Source organism: Streptomyces montanisoli (assembly GCF_017813245.1).
In the GTDB taxonomy this organism is placed as follows: domain Bacteria; phylum Actinomycetota; class Actinomycetes; order Streptomycetales; family Streptomycetaceae; genus Streptomyces; species Streptomyces montanisoli.
The window spans coordinates 1-17,098 of the sequence record NZ_JAGIQL010000036.1; the positions used below are offsets into that span (position 1 = coordinate 1).

A 17,098-nucleotide genomic window follows, 5' to 3' on the forward strand; every position below is an offset into this window, starting at 1 on the left:
GGTGCCCTTCCGATCTCGGCCGGCCCGGGCCCCGCCCCCGTGCACCGCAGCGACGGGACGCCGCACACCTCCGGCTCAGGACGTCTCCATGCCGGCGGCCGGGACCGCCGGCAGGCCGAGCCCCCGGTGGCGCCGGCGCTCCCGGACGGCGCCTCCGGCGTCTGCGCGCTGGGCGAGGCGTACGGCCACTGGCCCGCGGGCAGCCCACAGGCCCGGATCTGCCACCAGGCGTACGGGCACTGAGCCCGTCCGGCCCCGCTCGGACCTGGCCGGATCCCCTCGGACCCGTCCGGTCCCGCTCGGACCCGTCCGGCCCCCTCAGGCCGGGGAGAGCTGCCGCGCCACCCGCGCGATGGCGGCGCGCACCCCGTCGCCGTACCCGTCGTCCGCCAGCACGTGCGCCGAGGCCCTGGCCCGCTCCAGGTGGAGCCGTGCCGCGTCGGGACGGTGCAGCTTCACGTAGTCGGCCGCAAGGTCCGCGTGGAGGGCCGGGCGCAGGGCCACGACCTCCGGCGCCTCCCCGTCGGCTGCCGTCAGGGCCCTGAGGTCCCAGGCCAGCTCGTCGCCGGGGTCGTCCTGGGCGTCGGCGATGTAGTGCGCGAGCGTGCAGCGCTGGAACGCGTCCCCCGCCTCCCCCAGCTCCGCCCACAGGTCGCCCATGCGGTTGCGCGCCTCCTCGCGGTCACCGCCGTGGAGCAGGATCACCGCCTGGCCGATCCTGGTCATGAGCGACTCCCCGGACGACTGCCGCTGCTCCATGCGTGGCCCCTCCACCGCTGCGTAATGAAAATCCGACAAAACGCTCAATGAAGACGCTAGTCGCGGTCGGCCGTGATCGCCTTCAGGCTCGGCCCAGGTCGGGGATGCGCCAGTCGATCGGCGTGTGGCCCTGGGCGGCCACCGCCGCGTCGATCCGGGTGAAGGGCCGGGAGCCGAGGAACTTCTTCGCGGAGAGCGGTGACGGGTGGGCACCCTTCACGACGGCGTGCCGCGACTCGTCGATGAGCGGCAGCTTCTTCTGCGCGTACGCGCCCCACAGCACGAACACGGCGGGGTCCGGCCTCCCCGAGACGGCCCTGATGACCGCGTCCGTGAACTTCTCCCAGCCCCTGCCCTTGTGCGAGTTGGGCTCGCCCTCGCGCACCGTGAGCACCGCGTTGAGCAGCAGGACGCCCTGCCGCGCCCAGGGCATGAGGTGGCCGTTGTCCGGCACCGGGTGCCCCAGGTCCTCCTTCATCTCCTTGTAGATGTTCCTGAGCGACGGTGGCGTCCGCACGCCCGGCCGTACCGAGAAGCACAGGCCGTGGCCCTGGCCCGCGCCGTGGTACGGGTCCTGGCCGATGACGACCACCTTCACGTCCTCGTACGGCGTGGCCGCCAGGGCGGCGAACACCTCGTCCTCCGGCGGGTGGACGGGACCGTTGGCACGCTCCTTCGCCACGAACTCCATCAGCTCGGCGAAATACGGCTCGCTCAGCTGCCCGCCCAGCGCTCCGCGCCAGGACTCGGGCAGCATGTCGGTTTCGGTCACGTCAACATCCTCCGGGGTTCGCCAACTCGTCGGCCGTTCACGAACCTACCGGGCACCACTGACAACGGCGGCGGCCGGCCCGCCCTCACGGGACGGCCAGCCGCACACGGCACGGCACACGGCACACGGGCGCGGTGCCTGCCGCTCACACCCCCGCGTTCAGGAACAGCCCGCCGTCGACGACGAGCGTCTGCCCGGTGATCCAGCCGGCCGCGTCCGAGCTGAGGAAGGCGGCCGCGCCGCCCACGTCGTCCGGCGCACCGAGACGCCCCATCGGGTACCCGGCGGCGGCCTCCTCCTCGCGGCCCTCGTAGAGCGTCCGCGCGAACTTCGTCTTCACGACGGCCGGCGCGATCGCGTTGACCCGGACGACGGGCGCGAACTCGTGCGCCAGCTGCATCGTCAGGTTGATCATGGCGGCCTTGCTCATGCCGTAGGTGCCCATGAACGGCGACGCGCCGAGCCCCGCGATGGAGGCGATGTTCAGGATCGTGCCGCCGTGGTCCTTCTGCCACGCGTGCCACGTCTTCTGCGCGAGACCGAGCGCGGACAGCACGTTCGTCTCGTACGTCTTGGCGGCGACCGCCAGGTCGAGGTCGGCCAGCGGCGCGAAGACCGGGTTCGTCCCGGCGTTGTTGACGAGGTGGTCGATCCGCCCGTACGCGCCCATCACGCCCTCGACGACGGCGGCCTGGTGCGCCGGGTCGTGCGCCTTGCCGGCGATGCCCATGGCCCGGTCGGCGCCGAGCCGCTCGACGGCTTCCCCCAGCGCGTCCTCGTTGCGCCCGGTGACGCACACGCGGTCGCCGCGCGCGACGAGTGCCTCGGCGATGGCGTAGCCGATGCCCCGGCTCGCGCCGGTCACCAGGGCGACCTTGCCGCTGTCGGGTGCCTGCTGCTGTGTCATGGCTGTCCTCGGTTCAGTTGAGCGGGCCGCCGGCCACGTACATGACCTGCCCGGAGACGAACCCCGCGTCGTCGCCGGTGAAGAAGGCGATGGCGTTGGCGACGTCCTCGGGCCTGCCGGCGCGCTGCACGGGGATCTGGCTGACGGCGGCCGCCTCGAAGTCCTCGAAGCTCATGCCGACCCGGGCGGCCGTCGCGGCGGTCATGTCCGTGGCGATGAAGCCGGGCGCCACGGCGTTCGCGGTGATGCCGAACTTGCCGAGCTCCTTGGCGAGCGTCTTGGTGAAGCCCTGCAGCCCCGCCTTGACCGAGGCGTAGTTGAGCTGGCCCCTGTTGCCGAGCGCGGAGGACGACGAGAGGCTGACGATGCGGCCCCAGCGGGCGTCGACCATGTGCTTCTGGCACGCGCGCGACATCAGGAACGAGCCCTTGAGGTGCACGTTCATCACGGTGTCCCAGTCGGACTCGGACATCTTGAACAGCAGGTTGTCCCGCAGGACACCCGCGTTGTTGACGAGGATCGTCGGGGCGCCGAGCTCCGCGACGACCCGCCCGACGGCCGCCTCCACCTGCGCGCTCTGCGAGACGTCGCAGCCGACGGCGAGCGCCTTGCCGCCCGCCTCCGTGATCGCGCCCACGGTCTTCGCACAGGCCGCCTCGTCCAGGTCGAGTACGGCGACGGCGCGGCCCTCGGCCGCGAGCCGCACGGCGGTCGCGGCGCCGATCCCCCGCGCCGCCCCGGTAACGACGGCGACTCGCTGCTCGGTGGTGGACATCCCTGTTCTCCTCGCCCTAGGAAACCTCATCGACTGAGCGACCGCTTAGTCTCTTGGCAGGACGACGCTAGAAGCCCTGGCACGCGGTGTCAACGGGCCGGGCCAGTGGCGGTCGCCTCACGGGCCGCGGGTACCGCCGAACGGTCCTCGCGGCGCCCGCGTGCCGACGTCACAGCGGTCGGTTGATCAACTCATCGATGCGTCGACGCGTCGACAAAGCGGCAATCGAGATGATCAGCGCACCAGCAGATCGAGCAGCCGCTCCGCCTCCGCCTTCGGATCGGCCGTCAGCCCCGTGTGGACGGGCCCCGGCTGCACGACGGTGGAGCGCGGCGCGATCAGCCATCGGAACCTGCGCCCCGCGTCGTCCCGCCCCGCCTGGCCCGCCGAGGCGCCTCCGTCGCACACGGACTCGACGGCCGCGAGCGCGGCCCGCACACCCGCCAGGTCGACCGACGGATCGAGCGCCGTCACGCGCGCCTCGTCCAGGTGGGTCCTCGCGGCGATGAAGGACTGCGCCCGGCAGTACACGATCACCCCGGCGTTGCAGCACTCGCCGCGCTCGACGCGCGGAACCACGCGCAGCAGCGCGTACTCGTAGACGTCCCGCACGCTCATCGGCCGCCCTCCCGTCCGCGCGGGCCCCGGGCGCCGTCGTCCGAACGGCCGGTGAGCCATCCGGGCGCACGCGAGAGACCCTTCCTGGTGGGCGCGTCCATGACGATGCGCTCGTGGATGGTCGCCGCCCGGGCCAGCAGCGGCGCCGCGTAGGCACGCCGCAGCTCACCGGTCGTCGCGAAGCCGGGCTCGTCGACCAGCCACTCGTCCGGCACGGCCGCGGTGACCTCCGCGAGCAGGTCCTCCGTCACCAGCGGCGCGAGCGCGGCGGCCGCGGCCGCGACGTCCGGCGAGAACGGCGCGAGCGCGTGGTCGGATGCGTTGTAGGGCTTGGCCGCGGAGGCCTGCGCGGTGGGCCAGTTGTGGTGCCAGATCATGGTCGCGCCGTGGTCGATGAGGTAGAGGTCTCCGTGCCAGACGAGCATGTTCGGATTGCGCCAGGAGCGGTCGACGTTGTTGATCAGTGCGTCGAACCAGACGACACGGCCGGCCTCTTCAGGCCCGACCTCGTAGGCGAGCGGGTCGAACCCTATGGACCCCGGCAGGTAGTCCATGCCGAGGTTCAGCCCGCCGCTCGCCTTCAGCAGCTCCTGGACCTCCTCGTCGGGCTCCGACAGGCCGATGACGGGGTCGAGCTGCATGGTGACCAGCTCGGGCACCCGCAGCCCGAGCCGGCGGCCGAGCTCGCCGCAGACGACCTCGGCCACGAGCGTCTTGCGCCCCTGGCCGGCCCCGGTGAACTTCATGACGTACGTGCCGAGGTCGTCGGCCTCGACGATCCCGGGCAGCGACCCGCCTTCACGCAGGGGCGTGACATAGCGGGTCGCGACGACCTCTCTCAGCACTTTCCCAGGCCACCCATCTCTTCAGCCTTACAATCCACGGAATGCTCTCCCGGGGTGCCGGGGCGCGAATCGCCCGTCAACGACGCTGGGGAGAATCTGGGGAGTTTCAGCTGGCGCTCTGGTCTCCCCGCTCCCCAAGCATATTGTCGAGGGTGCTGCGCCCCTTGCTGCCAGCTTCCGGCATGAAGTGAGCATAGTAACCGAGGGTGATCGCCGGAGACGAGTGTCCGAGCCACCGAGCCAGGGTCACGACGGACTCACCGGCTTCCAGCATGATCGAGGCGTAGGTGTGCCGAAGCACATGGAAACCGTCCTTCGGGGCCGCCGCCCACTGCCAGGCTTTCGCCCCCTCAGCACGCGGCGGGATGACTCCGGCCTTCGCCAAGGCGGGCTTCCAGGCATAGGTGTTCCATGTGTTCACCGAGACGGGGTTGCCGAAGCGCGTGGTGAGTACTGAACTTGATCGGGTGATGTCGGGCTGTTCGCCAGACAGCGTGAAGGTGACCTCGGTAGTCCTCCTTCGGTGAGATATGCGTAGGGCGGCGGCTTGACCGACATCGGGAGAGACGCGCGGGAGCGGGTCCGGCGCCAGGCCGTGACGTGCTTTGAGGTTGGCGGGAAGAACCGGGAGATCGCTGCCATGCTGCGGGTCTCGCGTCCCTCGACGGGTTCTGTCCTGCCCACGACGGCACCATGGAACCTGTCATTGGTCGGGACCCGGAACATAGGCACGAGCACAGGCTGCCGCCGACAGGGCCGCTGGATAAACGCGGCCGTGCGGGCATCGGCTCGCGAAGGGAGGGAAAGCGCGCACGTCAGCGGACCGTATGGCGCACCTTGACCGGGTGATGGGGCGCTTCAGCCCCGTCAAGTGTGCTCGGGGAAGCCGGGCAAGTTCTCGACCTCGGTTGTAGTGGTGAACGCACCGCCGACGAAGATGGCGCCGCCGAAGACGAGCGGCTTGAGCTCTGGCGCGGGCGGTGTAGAGGGCGGGGTGAATCCGGCGCGGCCGGAGTTACTGAGCGCTGGAGCAGCCACCACACGGGCACTTGGAAGAACCACCTACGACTGTGACTTGCGTAGTGAGGCGAACGAGGCACCAGGACCGCTTCCTGCATGTTCGTGCAGATCTCACCCGTAGTTTCTGGGGCTCCTGTGTACCTGGTACCGCTATCTACCTTGCCCGCGCGCACCCAACTCTGCCCACGCTGCATACTCCTCTTGGGCCTGGTTCAGTGGCCCGTCAACAGGAATGTGACGTATTTCCGGACACCGAGGTTGCGCCGGGTCTCCGTCCGTGCGGTGCTGAGTTCGCCCGTCACCCTCGCTCGCTCCGCCTCGGCGCCGCTCAGCTGCTTCTGACGTTGCAACAGGTCAGCACGCTTGCGCTGGGTCTCCATAGCACGCTGCTGGCGGTCGGCCGTGAGCCGCTGCCGTGCGTCGGTGATCTGCTTTTGGAGGACGTCCCTGTCCTGCTGGGCCTTGCTCTCAGCCTGCTTTATCTCCCGGTCGTACTGCGTCCGCAGCGTGGCGATCTCTGCGCGGATCCTCGTCAGGGCTGACCCAGGCAGCTTCGCGGGTGCGGATGCCCTTGCCCGTTGCTCCAGGGACCGGCGCCATGCGTCGAGGGCGTTCGCCCGTGCTTCGCCCACGCCGGCCACACGGACGTGGTGGCCGCCTGCGCGGACGAAGTAGGCGACACGGCTCCCGGAACCCTGGCTTTGGGAGTAGGACACCCCCGTGAAGTCGGCCGCGGTGCGGATTCCAGCCTGCACCAGAGCCCCGACCGTCTTGGCGCCCATGTTCGACAGTGACCGCGCTTCCTGAATCGAAGTGGCGCGCAGCTTCGCTTCGACGTGCTGGCGTACCGCCGGTTCCAGCGCGGCGGCGATCTTGTTCTGCTCTCTGGCGGGAAGCTCCGCCTTGCGCTGGCGGGACTGGTCGGTGCGGCGGTTCAGATCCATAGTGATGCGAGCCAGTCCGTCGCGCAGGTCGGTCTGCAGGGTCTGCATGCGCTTGTCAGTGGCTGCGCCGTCCTTGGCAGTGGCGGCATCCAGCTTCTGGATCTCCTGCTCCAGCCGCCTGTGGGCGCCGGCCGGATCCTTGAGTTCGCGGGCCCGACGACGTAGTCCCCGGACCCGTTGGCGGGCGGTTCGATACTCCGGCCTGAACCGTCGGCCTACGCCGATCATGGCAGCCGAGGCGAGTAGGGCGGCCCCCTGCGCGGCAGGCAGGTAGCCCTCCGGCTGTCCGACAGTGACCGCGAGCACGGTTGGGGCGGCGGTGCCCAGTACGGCGGTGGCCGCGGCCGCCAGGTCGCGAGGGCGGCGCCCGGTGAAGCCCGCGGAGGCGGGGGCCGGCGCGCTAGTCGGCACCGCACTTGCAGGGGCGGACGCCACGCGACCCACCAGCCAGGCTGGGATGCCACCGGAAGGCGCATTTGCCTGGGCGGCGGCACTCGTCGTACCGCCGGTCGCCGTCGGAGCCGCGGCGTTGCCCTTGCGCTTGCGGGGTGGGGCGGGGAGCGTGAGCGCGTCGGCGGTCAGGCGGGGCAGCGTAGAGCAGGGTTGCCCAAGGAAGCCCCGGACGTGGGCGGACTCCACGCGGAGCCGTTGGTCGGAGTGGCCGAGGAGCAGGGGCCAGGCCAGTGACGTCGCCGGGTCCTTGAAGTCGGGCTCGGAGAGGATCAGGTACTCGCCCTGGCTGTCGTGAAGCTGAGTCCACAGGCTTGAGTCGGTAGCGACGGCGAGCAGGGAAAGGTGGATGAGCCAGGCCGAGAAGCGGTCCATGGCGGGCCCGAAGTCGGCGGTGCCGCGTTGCGGCGACTGGTAGTTGCGGTGGCCGTTCTCCGTCGCTGCTTCGCCCTTGAGAGCGGGGACGTACATGCCGTCGTAGTCGACAAGCCTAAGTGTGCTGTCGTCCGCCACGAGGATGTTGCCGTGCTGCAGGTCTCCGTGGGCGATGCCATGGTCGTCCAAGTCGCCCACCATCGCGAGGAAGCGGTCGGCGAGGGCGTGGACGGCAGCCGGGTCGTGGCGGTGATGATCGATCCAAGACATGAGGTCGGTGCCCTGCACCCACGCCATCCGGACCACCGGGAACCAGTCGCCGAGGGCCAGCACGCCCTGCTCCAAAAATTCGAAGCGCACAGGCCACGGTTGAGAGAGACTGCCCGTGTCGAGCGCGCGCAGAGCAGTGCTGATCGCTGTGTAACGGGCACCGATGGCGTCGGTGTCCCGGGTGAAGCACTTGAGCGCGTAGCGCTCCCCGTCCGGCGCGGTGACGGAGAAGACGCTGGCAAAGTTGCCGGAGATCGCCTTGGGACCAAGGACAGGACTCTGCTGGACGGTTCCGTGCTGGAGATCAGGATCGCGGAAGCAGAGTTCGGGGTGTTGCAGGGCCTCAGCGTAGTTTGCGCCCGTAGGGTATTTCCGGACCCCACCGGTTCCGGTGGTGGAGCGACCGCCGGAGGACACAGCCATCACGCCTCCGTTCTCACCTGTATCCGGATAAGGGTCACGTCGTCGTTGCGCATGAGCCCGCGCGCCCGCTGGTCCTCCACCCACTCCGTGAAGGGCTCATTGCCCAACTCGGCAAGCGTGGCCAGCACGGTGCCTGGGGCGCGGTGCCCGCGGTGAGGGGACAGCAGCCAGGCGGCCAGCGCGTCGCTGACCAGCAGCACTTCGTCGCCTGGCGCCAGGGTGCCGTGGGCGAGCTGCAGCCGCTGGGCCACCAGAGCCGTGTCGTGGTTGCGGCTCCCGAGGAGCTGGGGAGTGATGCCGAAGCCCTCGACGTCCTCGAGGGGGAAGGCCCGCCGGACGACACCGTCCCGCACATGGAACAGGCAGCTGTCGCCCAGGGCGAAGGCGTGCCAAGACCAATCGGTCCTACCGCTACGGGGGACGGTGGCTCGAACCTCCGCCCCCAACACGGTCGCGAACGCACCCTTCTCCAGACCGGGTTGCTCGTACCAGGTGATGGGCCGGCCACGGGCGTCACGCTCCGCCCGGTACCACTCGAGGTACGCCTCCCAGCGAGGCGCGGACCGCTCCATGAGGTCGATGACGAACGTGTCCACGTCGTCCCACCAGTCACGGCCGAGGGACATCGACTCGACGGCGTCCGCGACGACGCGCTCCGCCCAGGCGCCAGCGAGTAGGCTTTCCGAGGCGCCGTCGGACACTGCCGCGTACAGCGGGAGGACGGTACGTCCCTCGTCGTCGGCCCGCGCGTCGCCGAACCAGGACAATCCCGCGTCCTCGCACTCCTTGAGCGTGTTTCCCGCCTTGGGTACCCGCAGTAGCTGGCATTCCGGCAGAGCCGAAACGTCCTCCATGGTCAGCGCAGCTCCGTCTCGGTGGTCAGCGCAGCTCGGTGGCGCGGGTGCCGATGTCGAGGAACTCCACGATCGAGGTGATGTCCGCGTTGTAGACGAAGCCCCGGGTGGTCTCGCTGACACGGTGCCCCTGTGAGGCCGCGTAGGAGCGCATGTGGCTGGGCAGCACGCTGGACATCTGGAACAGCAGCCGTGCGTACGTGTCTGGCAGCCCCTCATCGCTGTCCGGGAAGGTGACCGGTGTGCCGCCGGTGCCGGACACGTGGAGGTTGAACAGGAGGACCGCGCCATCGGCGGTGGCGTGCGAGGCCAACGCGATGGCAGCGCTGGTGGGGTCGCCGTCGGTGGACTCGCCGTCGGTTAGGTTGAGCACGATGGGCGGGAAGCCGCTCGGGTGCGCCTCCACCCAGTTCGCCACGAGGATGTCAGCGTAGCCGAGGGCGCGTGTCATGGGCGTACCGCCGTTGGTCACCGGGTCCATCCAGACCGGGAACTGCACCGAGGTCTCGACCAATCCGCCGGCGCCATCGGGCATCTTCTTGGTACGGCTCTCCACCCGCGCGGGGTTGTTGGCGACCTCGCTCAGCGGAACGAGGTCGCGCCCGGCCAGCGCCCCCTGGAATGCGGAGCCCACGTGATTGTGTCCGTACCCGATCACGGCCACGTGGAAGTAGTCCCGTACGCCTTCCTCTTTGGCACACTTGACGGACAGTTCGGTCAGCAGCCGATTGATCGCGTCGGAGACGACCTCGGCTCTCTGCTGCGTGACATCACCGGCGCCCATTGGATCGCTCATGGAGGCGGACTGGTCCACGAGGAAGATGAAGCACCCCGGATTGGTTCGGCTGATCTCTGCGGTGTACGACACTGCGCCCCTCTTGCTGTGAAGGGGATCACCATATCGAATGACCAGTACTTTCGCACTGCCTTCACAGTCTCGGTGTCGGGGAAGTGATCGGCACTCACATGCCGTTCCACCAGCCGCCGGCAGGAGCCCCCGACGGTCTGCTTGACGACGTTTGGATCCAAGTGCTGCTCGGCGCCGTGGAGGACGTTTTCGATGTCTCCGAAATCGAGGCTAGTGCCTTCACCCAGGGCAGATTCCCATGATCAATGACATACGAGGCAGTCTGCCGGTTACGCCTCGTGTGGCCACTGGGGCTGCGCGGCACTCGGAGTGATGAACACCGCAAGGCAGCGGAACTCGCCACTTGAGCCCTCCAGTTGGGTGTATTGACGCCAAGCGAGCGTGTAGGCGCCGGGCAGCACTCGGGTGTTGTCCGGGAAGGAGCCGCTGGCCCACAGCAAGGTGCCGCTCAGTTCGCGCCCGTGGTGGATGCGGAACTATTCGTCCCTGATGGGCAAGCTGCGTTGCCTGGGGCGCCACAGGGCCGCCTCGTTTGTGATGAGCAGGGCCAGCCCGTTCTGGTTCTCGCAGTCGCAGAAGCGCTCCAGCCTTGCTACGTCCCGCAGGAAGTCCCTACGTGCGACGTCCGGGGCGCTGTGTCCGCGCAAGGCGTACTCCTCAGGAGGCGTTCCTGCTGTACCCGACCGTTGTCGGGTCACATACTTGAACTCGATTGCTGTACAGCTCGCCGGTCCCGGGCACAGTAGGTCCAGGTACTCCGAGGCGTTGCTTCGGCGCACCGGGATCTCGAGACGGCACCTGACCTCCGGTGCGACCTCGCCTACAACGAGGGCGAAACTGTGCTGGAGATCGGCCTCGGAGTGGAACACCGGCCGCCGCGCGCGTAGATACTCCAGGACTTCGTCCAGCGTGGCGCTATCCGCGATCGTCTCCAGGGTGGTGGGCGGGGCGGGGGTGTTGGAATCGGCGTGGCCATGACGCCATTGAAGACTGTGCAACCTGCCCACGTCAGCTGACAGGCGGCTACCGTCGACAGGACGTAGGCCACATCGCTGGACGCCGAAGCGCTCAGGATCCGACGAACGCATCTTCGAAGGGGTCCGATACCGAGGATGCCGTCGGCCGGCAGCGATCTCCTAAAGAAGGTTCGTACGACCAAACCCGGGCTTGCTCAACTACTGGGTGCAGCGGCGGCGTGCATCGTGACCGCCGGCTATCGAGTCCTTCTTCGGGAGCACGTTCCGCACGCGGTACGGCCTCCTCTGATGCTGGTCAGGGCGAGGGTAATGGCCGTGCTGCACCTACAGTGGCAGCGCCAAAGGTCGGTGGTCTTCCCCGGATAGGGCTCCAACGGCTCGAACCCGGCGGCGCATGACTCCGCGGCGGCGCAGCCGCACACGTGGCCGACAGCCGAGCGGGCCCTGGCCGAAGCAGCAGCCAGGACCCCTCGTGTGGTCGGTCCGCCGTGAGCGGGGGGAACGCTACCCCGCCTGGTGGACCGTCACGGCGAACAACTGGAGCCGCGCCTGGTCCGGGAGCGTGATCGACCGCAGCGTACGGCTCGGGTCGAGCGGGAGCGTGCGGGCGTAGATGTCGACGGCAGGGCCGTCGCGCCCGGCGGCGGCCTTGTAGCGGTACGGTGCCGCGACGGCGACGTCCTCGCCCGCCTGGGGGCCGGAGGCCCAGTCGCTGACGTTCAGCGGCAGCGACGCGGTCGTCCCGTCGGTGTACGTGACGGTGGCGGTCGTGCTCACCGCCCCGCCGCTCGCGGCGGCCAGCAACCGCACGTCGCCCGCGCGAAGGCCGGGCAGCGGTAGCGTCTGGCCCTTCGCCGTGACCGTGTTGTCCACCCCGTCGGCGCCCGACGGAAAGGCGAACGGCGACCCGGCCAGCACTTCGGTGTCCGCCGCGGGGAGCGTCTCGGCGGCGTAACTCCAGCCGAGTCCGTCGAAGTCGCCGTCGCCGGGGTGCGCGGCGGTCGCGATCGAGTCGTGGTCGTAGGCGGAGGTGAGGTCCACCGTGCAGGCGTCGTCGCTCTGCGCGCACCCCACGTGCTCGACGTCGAGAGTCGCCCGGGCGTGGGCCCGTCGGCCGTCACTCGTACGTACGGTGAAGGTGACGTGGTGCGTGCCGGGCTTCGTCGTCGCGGGCACCTCAAGGTCCTGTGCGAGGTCGACCTGTGCGTAGCGCCCCTGGCTGGGTACGGCGAACGAGCTGTGCCGGCTCTTCCCGTCGAGGGTGACGGCGACGCTTCCGCGGACCGTACCCGGGCCCTGGGCGGTCACCCGCGCGGTGAAGGACACGGTGGCCGCGCTGCCGGCGATCGTGACGGTGCTGCTGGGCGCGGCGGCCACCGACAGCGAGTGTTCCGGCCGGCCCTGCGGCGCCGGGCGCACCCGCGCCGGCCGGCCGAGCGCCTTCAGGTCGATGGAGTCGGCCATGGCCCGGTAACCGGCGTCGCCGGGGTGCAGGTGGTCGCCGCTGTCGTACTTCGGCAGCATGCGGTGCGGGTCGGCGGGGTCGCGCACGGCGGCGTCGAAGTCGACCACCGCGTCGAATACGCCACTCGACCGGATCCAGTCGTTGACGCCCTGGCGGGCGGCCTCCTCGTTCGCGTCGTACGTGCCCCAGCCCTCGAAGGGCGTGATGGTGCCGCCCAGCACCCGCAGGCCGGCGGCGTGCGCCTGGTCGGCGATCTGGTGCAGACCCGCGATGATCTCGGCCGGGTCGAGCTGGTGCGGCGTCTGCTGGATGTCGTTGATCCCCTCCAGCACGATCATCGTCTGCGCCCCTGCCTTTCGGACGACGTCACGGTCCACGCGGGCCGTCGCGCGTACGCCGGCGCCGTCGAGCAGGACCCGGTTGCCGCTGATGCCCGCGTTGAGCACGCCGAACCCGGCGGCCGGGCCGTGGCTCGCGTTCAGCCGCACCGCCAGCCGGTCCGGCCAGCTCACGTTGGCGTCCGCCGTGGAGTGGACCCCGTCCGTGATGGAGTCACCGAGGGTGACCACGGCACCGGCGTGGGCGCGGGTCGGCGCCACATCCACCTCGGTGACGTAGAACCAGGACTGCGTGGTCGACGGCAGGCCGGCCGCCGAGGTGTCGGCGGCGTGGTCCGTCCCGTCGGCCGAGAACCAGGACGTCGTGTTCGCGAAGGAATGGAAGGTCATCGGGTCGGACGGGTCCGGCGTGAAGGTGGTGACGAAGAGGTTGGCGGCCGCGGCGAGCGGCAGGGGAACGGGGTCGCTGTAACGCTCCTCGCCCGCCGGGATCGTCACGGACCGGCTTCCGCCGAAGGTCACGTTCCGCAGGGTGCCGGGCGCGATAGCCGCGCTCCCGGGCAGTCGCTGGAGCGCCACCGTGGTGTGCGCGAACTGGACGGGCTTGCTGCCGAAGGCGTTGGACAGCTTCACCCGCACGCTCTGTCCCGCGATGCTCGTGTGGACGAGGTTGCGGATCGTGTATCCGGCGGAACCGGTGCCACTCGATCCACTGTCGGCCGCGGCCGCCCACGTACCGACCCAGTTCCCGCTCCGCGGGGGCTTGTTGACGGGTGTGTGGGCAGCGGTCGGTGCTGCGGTTACGGGTGCGTGTGCGGGTGTCGTTATGGGCGCCGCGGCCGCGGCACTGGCCGCGGCGGACAACGGCAAGAAGGCTGCCAGCAGGAACAGCACTGCCAGCGTCGCATATCTGCGCATGGACACTCCCTCCGAACTCGTGAGGCCTGTCTCTCCCGGGTGCATGGGTGTGCGGCGGGCCCGTCGGCCGCCATGGAGCGGAAATGGCAACGTTGTCATGAGCCTGACGGCCTGAAGGTACCGCACGGCGGACGAGCCGCCAAGAAGGCCGAACGGGACTATTGCCGACGGCGGTTCGCGCGGGGGTACCCGCCCGCCCGCTCACTCGAGAGGGTGGAACCCGGCCGCTCGCTCGATGGCCAAGTCGGGAATGGTCAGGAGCTCCACACTGATCCCGCCGGGGCCGGTGAGGTAGCTGGCCGCCGCGGACCCGATTCTCAGTTCACCGTGCACCGTCGCGCTGCTGTCCCGCGCCCGGGAGAGCAGTCGCCGGTAGTCCTCCGTGTGCCGCGAGCCCAGGGCGATGTTCAGCAGCCCCTGGTCGCTGATGAGGTAACCCTCGGGCCTGTCCCGCGAATCCGGGTAGGACACCAGTTCAAGCAGGAAGTGGCCGGCTCGAAGAAGCAACGTCTCCTGCGGTGGTTCTCCCAGCCACAGGGGCTCGTGGGAGGCGTCGTGCAGTGGTTGCCCGGCCTCGGCGAACCCGAGGGCCTCCTCGAAGAAGGTACGGGTCTGCCCGATGTCCCGGACGACGAGGCGTGCGAAGCGGACGGCCACATCCGCCTCGGGCCGCGCCACGCCGGTGAGTTCTGCGCCGGGCAGGTGGACGTCCGACTCCATGATCTCCAGCAGAACACCCTCCGGGTCGCGAACGCCGACCCTTCTGCCCGGTGCCGACCCGGTGACCGGGGTGGCCGGTGGAGTGCCTGCCTCCCCGAGCCGGTGCACAACCTTGTCGAAATCCGCCACCCACAGCCCGATCGCCGCCCAGCCGAGGTCCGACGGGTGGGCGTCGGGGCGGCGTGGCGCCGGACGGGGCTCGTGGTAGCGGAAGAACTCCAGTTGGAAGAAGTCCTGCCGTCCCACCATCCAGGCCATGTCGAGACGGCAGACGGGCAGCCCCTGCATCGCCGCTGCCTCGGGGCCTCCCTGATCCGTGCTGCCACCACTGGGCAGGAAACCCAGTACCTCCTGGTACCAGGACATTGTCCGTCGGAGGTCCAGCACGCTGAACGCGACTTGGCACACGGCCATTTCGTTTGTCATGGGAAAGGTCACCTGGGTTCTGCGGTCATGGGCAGGGCCGACGGATTGAGGACGATGCGCAGCGCGGGACGGACCGCTGTGGCGTTGGCCGGCCGTAGCCGCCAGCGGGACGCGACCACAGCGAGCACGATCGTCGCTTCCGTCATGCCGAAGACATCGCCGATGCACTTGCGCCGGCCACCACCCATGGCCACGAACGCCTCCCTCTGCCGGGAGGTGACCGCTTGTGGAAGCCACCGGTCGGGCAGAAAGCGGTCGGGTTCGGGGAAGGTGTCCTCGTCGCGATGCAGGAAGTAGGGGGAGAAGAGAATCTCGGCGCCACGTTCAAGCTCGTGGCCGCCCAGCCGTACCCGCCTGGTGGTCGTACGGCTCAGCAGCCACCCGGGCGGATAGAGACGAAGCGCCTCGGTCAGCACCCGCTTCGTGTAGGGCAGGTCCTTGAGGTCGCTGAGAGCCGGTACACGCCCACCGAGCACGGCATCGAGTTCCTTCCACAGCCGGTCCTCCACGTCCGGGTGGCCGCCCAGGAGATGGAAGGTCCAGGCCAGCAGGCTGGCGGTGGTCTCGGTGCCCGCGGTGAGGACCGTGCGGACCTGGTCCTCGATCTCGCCGTCCGTCATGCCCAGGCCTGTGGCGGGATCGCTGACCGCCATGATGTGGGAGAGGAGGTCGTCCGGTGGTTCCTCCAGGCTCCGGTAGTGCTTGACGATCTCTTCCATGGCGGCGGCGAGGGTCCGCTCGGCCCTCTGGTAGCGCCGGTTCGACGGGAGCGGAAGCCGGTGGACCGGGGGCAGCGGTACGACGGTGCGGCGGAACAGTCCCCGCACCAGCTCGGGGATGGCATCGGCCATCGCGGTGACCGAAGTGCCGTACGGTTCCGCGGAGATGAGGGTGCGGCACGCCACGAGGATCGCCGTTCGGAGCATCTCGGCGTCGAGGGCGACCGTGCCACCGGGCGTCCAGCTCTCTGCCATCTCACGCGCACACTGCGCCATCATCGGCACGTACGCGTCCAGATGGGTGCGCGCGAAGGCCACTTGCATCATCGGGCGCTGGCGGGCATGGTCGTCGGCCGTGCAGGTCAGAAGCCCGTTGCCCAGCAGGCCCCGGATGGCGTTCATCACCGGGCCTCCCTTGTCGAACGAGCCGTCGACGTTGCTGAGCACGGTACGGACCAGCTGCGGAGTGGTGACGAGGTGGGCGGCCCGGTTCCCGAGCATGATGCGTGTGACGGGGGCTCCGTCGCGGTGTGCCGACCCGAACAACCGCAAAGGATCGCGCAGCAGTTGGGGCACATGCCCGAGCCCTGGCAGGGCCCCGGGTGCCACGGGAGCCTTCCGTGTGGTCACAACACCGCTCACGATGACACCTCCTGGAACGCACCGTCGGAGAACTTCTTCGCGTACGTGTGGGTGTAGCGCTCGGCGTGCTGGTCCCAGTCGTAGGCCCCGCATCAGTGTCTCCAGGGCGTCCCGCTCGTAACGCATGAGGGCGGCACGGTCACGGCTGTCCAGCCCCACGGAGTCGGCGAGGGCCGGCAACGTCCCCCGGAGCTCCACGAACCGCCTTGTACGGTCCGACACCATGGCGCACATCCGCTCGATGGCCCCCTGGCGTGTCAGGCCTTGCTCACGCTCCAGCAAAAGCACCAGATTCACGTCGCCCGCCATTTCCTCCTTCTCGACGGACACGATGCCGTTGTCCAGGACGACGACCTCGATGGCCAATCGCCGCATTCTCTCGGCGACCGGGCTTCGCAAGGCTTTCGCCGGACATTCGTAGTGTCCGGCGCGCTCGGCGATATCGAGGACCGGAAGGGCGCCTATCGTCCGCCTGCGCACCGCCAGATGCTCGGAGAAGCGCGGAAGTCACCGCTGTCGGCGCGCGGAGGCCTCGTCGACATATCCGTTGAGATACGCACGCCAGTCCGCGGCAGCCCGGGCACGCCACGAACCGGACATTCCCATGGTGCTGCGCGCCCACAGGTCCGCGAACGCGCGAGCGAGCGGATGTTGCGGGACATCCGAACCGCGGAACGCCGAGGCGACGTCCCGCACCAGGCCGCGTACCGCTTTCGGGTCCCGTCCGACGGGCCCGTCGAAGAAGTCGTCGAAAAGGAAGAACCAACTCTGCTGATCCACGCCCAGGTCGAGGTCGTCCCCGGTCGCCGAGGGATGGAACCGCGCGGCCACCTCGGCATAGGAACCCATCAAATGCCGCTGGGACGCGGCGGAATCCGGTATGAGGCCGTGCAGCCGCGGCCACGCGAGGTGTTCACGCCGCGCCCGCGCGAGGTCGGGACTGACGCGACTTTCAAAGGGTATGTCCAGCTTGATGCCTTGGGGCATGAACCGTCCTAACGGAGAACAGGTGG

14 protein-coding genes and 3 pseudogenes are annotated in these 17,098 nt (G+C 69.5%); 2 read left to right on the forward strand and 15 right to left on the reverse strand.

Annotated elements, in window-relative coordinates; all coding sequences use genetic code 11:
• A pseudogene (locus tag JFN87_RS11725) lies at positions 1-243 on the forward strand (hypothetical protein); the annotation flags it as partial.
• 75 nt (positions 244-318) lie between these two features.
• On the opposite strand, the gene JFN87_RS11730 reads toward JFN87_RS11725, so the two are convergent.
• The 7 genes from JFN87_RS11730 to JFN87_RS11760 all read right to left on the reverse strand — a co-directional run bounded on the left by JFN87_RS11730 (position 319) and on the right by JFN87_RS11760 (position 5,097).
• Entirely contained in the window at positions 319-759 is a 441-nt protein-coding gene (locus JFN87_RS11730) for a hypothetical protein (protein ID WP_209339934.1), read from the reverse strand.
• 82 nt (positions 760-841) lie between these two features.
• A complete protein-coding gene (gene ung, locus JFN87_RS11735) occupies positions 842-1,516 on the reverse strand; it encodes a uracil-DNA glycosylase (protein ID WP_209339973.1) in 675 nt (224 codons plus the stop codon).
• Positions 1,517-1,676: 160 nt separating this feature from the next.
• On the reverse strand, positions 1,677-2,438 hold the full coding sequence (locus JFN87_RS11740) for an SDR family oxidoreductase (RefSeq protein ID WP_209339935.1): 762 nt from the start codon (positions 2,436-2,438) through the stop codon (positions 1,677-1,679).
• A gap of 13 nt (positions 2,439-2,451) precedes the next feature.
• Positions 2,452-3,213, reverse strand: coding sequence for a 3-oxoacyl-ACP reductase FabG (gene fabG / locus JFN87_RS11745; protein ID WP_209339936.1), 762 nt, complete (start codon positions 3,211-3,213; stop codon positions 2,452-2,454).
• Positions 3,214-3,447: 234 nt separating this feature from the next.
• Positions 3,448-3,831, reverse strand: coding sequence for a DUF3037 domain-containing protein (locus JFN87_RS11750; RefSeq protein ID WP_209339937.1), 384 nt, complete (start codon positions 3,829-3,831; stop codon positions 3,448-3,450).
• On the reverse strand, positions 3,828-4,676 hold the full coding sequence (locus JFN87_RS11755) for a HipA family kinase (RefSeq protein ID WP_209339938.1): 849 nt from the start codon (positions 4,674-4,676) through the stop codon (positions 3,828-3,830). Before JFN87_RS11755 ends, JFN87_RS11750 begins: the two co-directional genes overlap by 4 nt.
• 106 nt (positions 4,677-4,782) lie before the next feature.
• Positions 4,783-5,097, reverse strand: a complete 315-nt coding sequence (locus JFN87_RS11760) for a tyrosine-type recombinase/integrase (protein ID WP_372449219.1) — start codon at positions 5,095-5,097, stop codon at positions 4,783-4,785.
• Positions 5,098-5,223: 126 nt separating this feature from the next.
• On the opposite strand from JFN87_RS11760, the pseudogene JFN87_RS34630 reads away from it, so the two are divergent.
• Positions 5,224-5,340 (forward strand): annotated as a pseudogene (locus tag JFN87_RS34630) (helix-turn-helix domain-containing protein); the annotation flags it as partial.
• 568 nt (positions 5,341-5,908) lie between these two features.
• Here JFN87_RS34630 and JFN87_RS11765 read toward each other — a convergent pair.
• The 8 genes and pseudogenes from JFN87_RS11765 to JFN87_RS33625 all read right to left on the reverse strand — a co-directional run.
• Positions 5,909-8,158, reverse strand: coding sequence for a hypothetical protein (locus JFN87_RS11765; protein ID WP_209339939.1), 2,250 nt, complete (start codon positions 8,156-8,158; stop codon positions 5,909-5,911).
• The gene (locus tag JFN87_RS11770; protein ID WP_209339940.1) at positions 8,158-9,012 is read right to left on the reverse strand and encodes a hypothetical protein; all 855 of its coding nucleotides are present in this window, start codon (positions 9,010-9,012) and stop codon (positions 8,158-8,160) included. Before JFN87_RS11770 ends, JFN87_RS11765 begins: the two co-directional genes overlap by 1 nt.
• Positions 9,013-9,037: 25 nt before the next feature.
• Positions 9,038-9,880: a vWA domain-containing protein gene (locus JFN87_RS11775; protein WP_209339941.1), complete on the reverse strand. Its 843-nt coding sequence runs from the start codon at positions 9,878-9,880 to the stop codon at positions 9,038-9,040.
• Positions 9,881-10,356: 476 nt separating this feature from the next.
• Positions 10,357-10,527, reverse strand: a complete 171-nt coding sequence (locus JFN87_RS33620) for a hypothetical protein (RefSeq protein ID WP_245179247.1) — start codon at positions 10,525-10,527, stop codon at positions 10,357-10,359.
• A gap of 834 nt (positions 10,528-11,361) precedes the next feature.
• Complete coding sequence (locus JFN87_RS11785; RefSeq protein WP_209339942.1) at positions 11,362-13,578, reverse strand: GDSL-type esterase/lipase family protein; 2,217 nt, start codon at positions 13,576-13,578, stop codon at positions 11,362-11,364.
• 201 nt (positions 13,579-13,779) lie between these two features.
• Complete coding sequence (locus JFN87_RS11790; protein ID WP_209339943.1) at positions 13,780-14,724, reverse strand: VOC family protein; 945 nt, start codon at positions 14,722-14,724, stop codon at positions 13,780-13,782.
• 8 nt (positions 14,725-14,732) lie between these two features.
• Positions 14,733-16,319, reverse strand: coding sequence for a cytochrome P450 (locus JFN87_RS11795; RefSeq protein WP_307865410.1), 1,587 nt, complete (start codon positions 16,317-16,319; stop codon positions 14,733-14,735).
• Positions 16,299-17,072, reverse strand: a pseudogene (locus JFN87_RS33625) (terpene synthase family protein); the annotation flags it as partial. The gene JFN87_RS11795 and the pseudogene JFN87_RS33625, both read right to left, overlap by 21 nt.
• Positions 17,073-17,098: the final 26 nt, after the last annotated feature.

Bases quoted from the DNA above. Each gene is read 5' to 3' on its own strand.
- ung (WP_209339973.1), bottom strand. From the start codon at position 1,516: ATGCTGCCCGAGTCCTGGCGCGGAGCGCTGGGCGGGCAGCTGAGCGAG.
- JFN87_RS11740 (WP_209339935.1), bottom strand. From the start codon at position 2,438: ATGACACAGCAGCAGGCACCCGACAGCGGCAAGGTCGCCCTGGTGACC.
- JFN87_RS11790 (WP_209339943.1), bottom strand. From the start codon at position 14,724: ATGACAAACGAAATGGCCGTGTGCCAAGTCGCGTTCAGCGTGCTGGAC.
- JFN87_RS11770 (WP_209339940.1), bottom strand. From the start codon at position 9,012: ATGGAGGACGTTTCGGCTCTGCCGGAATGCCAGCTACTGCGGGTACCC.
- fabG (WP_209339936.1), bottom strand. From the start codon at position 3,213: ATGTCCACCACCGAGCAGCGAGTCGCCGTCGTTACCGGGGCGGCGCGG.
- JFN87_RS11765 (WP_209339939.1), bottom strand. From the start codon at position 8,158: ATGGCTGTGTCCTCCGGCGGTCGCTCCACCACCGGAACCGGTGGGGTC.
- JFN87_RS11730 (WP_209339934.1), bottom strand. From the start codon at position 759: ATGGAGCAGCGGCAGTCGTCCGGGGAGTCGCTCATGACCAGGATCGGC.
- JFN87_RS11795 (WP_307865410.1), bottom strand. From the start codon at position 16,319: ATGTGCGCCATGGTGTCGGACCGTACAAGGCGGTTCGTGGAGCTCCGG.
- JFN87_RS11785 (WP_209339942.1), bottom strand. From the start codon at position 13,578: ATGCGCAGATATGCGACGCTGGCAGTGCTGTTCCTGCTGGCAGCCTTC.
- JFN87_RS11750 (WP_209339937.1), bottom strand. From the start codon at position 3,831: ATGAGCGTGCGGGACGTCTACGAGTACGCGCTGCTGCGCGTGGTTCCG.